Origin of the sequence: uncultured Gemella sp., from assembly GCF_963519265.1 — a bacterium.
Taxonomy (GTDB): domain Bacteria; phylum Bacillota; class Bacilli; order Staphylococcales; family Gemellaceae; genus Gemella.
In genome coordinates this window covers 1-3,989 of record NZ_CAUQNQ010000104.1, presented here as the reverse complement: position 1 = coordinate 3,989, position 3,989 = coordinate 1, and the positions used below count along the sequence as shown (strand labels likewise).

The following is a 3,989-nucleotide window of genomic DNA, read 5'->3' as shown; positions in this document are numbered from 1 at the left end:
TGCTTCAGCGTTTTGCGGACGATGGCAATACTGTTCTCGTGATTGAGCACAATCTAGATGTTATCAAGACCGCAGACCACATCATCGATTTGGGTCCTGAAGGCGGTGTCGGTGGAGGTACCATCGTAGCTACAGGAACTCCAGAGGAAGTAGCAGCTGTTCCAGAAAGCTACACGGGACAATATTTGAAAGAAAAATTGAAATAAAAGAAGAAGGCTCTATGAGTCTTTTTTTGTGGCTCCTTGTCAACTGTAGTGGGTGACGAAAAGCTAACATCTAGAGAGGACCTGATAGGTCTTCTCTTTTTTTATGTTCAGAGTGATGAAAACACGCTTCCTAAAGTTAATAAAGTTTCTAAAACCGAAGCCCAGACGTTTAATATCTTTGATAAGCTTATTGGTCCCCTCCAATTTTGCATTTGAGTAATGTGTTTCTAGTGCGTTTTTGAAATATTGTTTATCCTAAAGGACCAACACTCCCTGAAACAGGTGATGATGCGTCTATGGCAGCTATGGCTCTCGGAGGAATCCTTGCGGCAGCTGGACTTGGTTTAGCAGGAAAACGCAAAAAAGAAGACTAAAATAGTTAATAGGTTAAATCCCTCAACATAGTTAGTTAGACTATTTCAGTTTTCGAAAAAATAGACTCATCCCGAAAGGGTGGGTCTCTTTTGTGTTTAAAACAAACATTAAAAAAGACTGATAAAAATAGTTGTCAGATTATTATATTTTAAAAACTAAGGAGAGGAGTTCGAGGCTAAGTGTAGAGTGTTTCTCAATAAAATCTCTTTATATGAGAATACATTGGCTGTCTTGACTCTTGTAATAAGTGTGTAGAAATTAGTCTTTCTAAGATTATAAAATAAGAAAATAATAAATAAATGTTATCTTCTATTGAAAATCCACATTTTTGTGATAATATAATGGAAAGGGGGATTAGAGTATTATTTAGGAAGGGCAATTGGATAGTGAGATTTCCAATTGTAGTGAAAAATAATGTCTAACGATTTATTCAACAAAAAGAAAAGTCGATTTTCAATTCGAAAATTGAATATCGGGGTTTGTTCGGTGTTACTTTGTACTTTAGTCATGATTGGCACAAGTGCACAAGCAGATGAAAACACTGATACGTCGGTATCAGCCTCTGCACCAGTAACAGCGTTAACTGAAACGACACAGTCATTGCTGAATACAAGTGCGACGCCTGCTACAAGTAGCGTATCAGAGGCACCAGTGGCTTCAAGTTCTGTTACTCCAGCAACAGGGACAGCGTCAGCACCTTCAGCAACACCAAGTTCAGCAGCCACTACAGCAGAAACAGAAACTCCAAATAATGAGAGTAATTTAGTGATAAAAACGGAAGTTGGAAAAACAACAGAAGCTGATGTTGCTAAAGAAAAGCAAAAGTCTGATGAAGCTGAAAAAACACTGGAACTAGAAAAAAAAGAAGCAGATATAAAGGTTGAGTTAGCAAAAAAAGATTCTGAAAAAGTTAATAAACTGGAAAAAGATGCTGAAGAAGGTTCAAATGTTACGGATAAAGTGATTGATGAAAAAGCAGCTGAACTTAAAAAGTTAGAATCTAATAAAGAAAATGTTGCAACGGAAATCGATAAGTCTAAATCAGAAGTTGAAACTGCGAAAAAAGATAAAGAAGATAAAGAAAAAGTAGCAAAAGAGAAAGAAGAAAATTCATCTAGTATTGCAAAAGATCTTAAATCAAAACAAAGTGAAGAATCTTCACTTTTAGCGAAGTTAAAAGAAGATAAAAATAAACTAAATACATTAACTGAGTCATTAAATAAAATAGCAAAAGAGAAAGAAGAATCTGAAAAAGCGTTAGAAAAAGCTCAAGCCGCTTTAAACAAGGCAAAAGAAGAAGAAGCAGAAAATCTAAACAAAATAAAACAATTAGAAGCTAAGCGTGATAATCAAAAAGTTGTTTTAAATAATAAACAAAAACAATTAGATAATGTAAAAGCAGAAAAAGAAAAAACCGAAGATGAAATTAAGAAAAATGAAGCTATTAATGAAGCTATTTTTGGAATTAAAGGAATCTTAACAGAAATAAAATTCGATCAAGAATTTGTTGATGCATTAAAAGCATATCAAAAAGCTTCATTTGAAGAACAACAAAAAACAATTGGAAGTGTAGTTGCTAAAGAAAAAGAAGCAGTTAAAAAATATCCAATCTTAGATACAGATTCTATTGATTATTCTAATAGTGAAAAAGTAGATGTTAATAATTTATCTGAAAAAGACCAAATTTTATTAACACAATACTTTAACTACTTAAATAATCAAGTACGTAAACAATTTGGCCTAGCGCCAGCTAAAACAAACTTAAACGTATTAAAATTTGCACAAGATATTGCTAAATATACAAAAGAAAGTGGATTTAAAGATCCAGACCACGATAATCGCTCTATTAACAAAGCTGCATACGAAAATGGAATTGATAAAACTGATAGAGGAACAGTGTACAATAGATTTGAAAGTTTAGATGCAAAATCGGTTGATAAAGACGACTCTCAATCAAATATGGTAGCAAGAAAATTCCTATTCGATTCTATCTATCAATCAGTACAACGTTTCTACCATGAAGGAAGAGCGAATAATCATTATTATCATGCTAAACACTTAATGAATACAGAAGACCAAACGTTTGGAACATACTTCGTGTTAACACCATCAGATAGTAAATACTATAACTGGCTAAGATTAGGTGTAGTAAGTGTACCTCCGCGTTATGGAGTAACAGACTATGATGACAACGGGAACCCAATTTATGAAAAATTCGATAAATTATGGGGTGCTAAATCTGAAAAAACTCTACCGTTATTAGAAGTTAAAGATACTACAGAATTAAAAGCTAATTTAGAAAAAGCGAAATCTGAAATAACACGTATTGAAAATGAAAAAGCTGCTGAAGAAAAAGAATTAGCAAAACGTGAAGATGAATTAAAACAAGAGCAAAATAAACCATCTAAACTTAATACAGCTACTCAAGCATTCAATAGTGCAAAAGAAGCTAATGATAATAATGAATCAATTTTAAATTCAACAAAAGCTGAAATAAATAAAGTTAATGCTGTAATTGATAATGATAATAGTCAAGCAAAACAAGTGAAAAACGACATTATTAAATTATTAAGTGATTTAGCTAAGGCTAATTCTGAATTACAAGATGCAAAATCAAAATTAGATAGTGCTAAAAAGAATGAAGAAAAATTAAAATCTGAATTAAAATCTTTAGAAACTGAATTAACTAGCTTAAATAATAAAATTCTAAATAGTACTGAAGAGAAAGAACGTTTAGAATATATTAAAAATAATCATACGTTAATTCTTAAAGAGTTAGAAAAAACTCGTAAAGATTTAGAAGTTTCTAGTAAAAACGCTAAAGATGCTTTAGAAGCACTTAAATCTCTTGAAAAAGAAGCGAAAGAAACATACGATAAATATTTACAAATCAAACGTCAATATGATATGGAAAATTATACTTGGGGGGTTACAAATAATCCACCAGTAGTTGATTTACCAGAATTATCTGTTGAAGATTTAGAAAAAATCTTGGCAAATGATACAAAAACTCCAGACACTGTATCAAATGTTAAACGTGAAAGATTTGCTAAAACATCTAAATTTAAAGGTAAAGCTCTAGTTAAACCTGTAACACCAACATCAGTTCCTGTAAAAGAAGAGGTTCCAGCTCTTCCATCTACTGGTGAAAAACTAACAGCAGTTTCTGCAGCAGTAGGTGCAGCTAAAGAAGAGGCTCCAGCTCTTCCATCTACTGGTGAAAAATCAACAGCAGTAGGTGCAGCAGTAGGTGCAGCTATGGTTACATCAGCATTGGCCTTGTTTGGTATCTCAACTTACAAACGTAAACACTAAGATAAATTATAGAAAACTAGGAAGATGATCTTCCTAGTTTTTTTTGCTTTAGGCTGGTTTAAGTTGAGTTTGCTATTCTATGGTTAAGAAAAA

3 protein-coding genes and 1 pseudogene are annotated in these 3,989 nt (G+C 32.5%); 3 read left to right on the top strand and 1 reads right to left on the bottom strand.

Going from position 1 to position 3,989, the window contains the following annotated elements:
• Positions 1 to 206 (top strand): hypothetical protein (locus RWN11_RS07400; RefSeq protein WP_314161092.1); only part of this gene is annotated, 206 nt, incomplete at its 5' end.
• Positions 207 to 276: 70 nt separating this feature from the next.
• Here RWN11_RS07400 and RWN11_RS07395 read toward each other — a convergent pair.
• Positions 277 to 458, bottom strand: a pseudogene (locus tag RWN11_RS07395) (transposase); the annotation flags it as partial.
• On the opposite strand from RWN11_RS07395, the gene RWN11_RS08280 reads away from it, so the two are divergent.
• Complete coding sequence (locus RWN11_RS08280) at positions 452 to 580, top strand: LPXTG cell wall anchor domain-containing protein (protein ID WP_399536200.1); 129 nt, start codon at positions 452 to 454, stop codon at positions 578 to 580. The pseudogene RWN11_RS07395 and the gene RWN11_RS08280 overlap by 7 nt on opposite strands.
• Positions 581 to 995: 415 nt before the next feature.
• Complete coding sequence (locus tag RWN11_RS07390; protein WP_082759632.1) at positions 996 to 3,896, top strand: SEC10/PgrA surface exclusion domain-containing protein; 2,901 nt, start codon at positions 996 to 998, stop codon at positions 3,894 to 3,896.
• Positions 3,897 to 3,989: the final 93 nt, after the last annotated feature.

What these genes read in the sequence shown, in the direction of transcription:
- RWN11_RS07390 (WP_082759632.1), top strand. Translation starts at nt 996, where the DNA reads ATGTCTAACGATTTATTCAACAAAAAGAAAAGTCGATTTTCAATTCGA.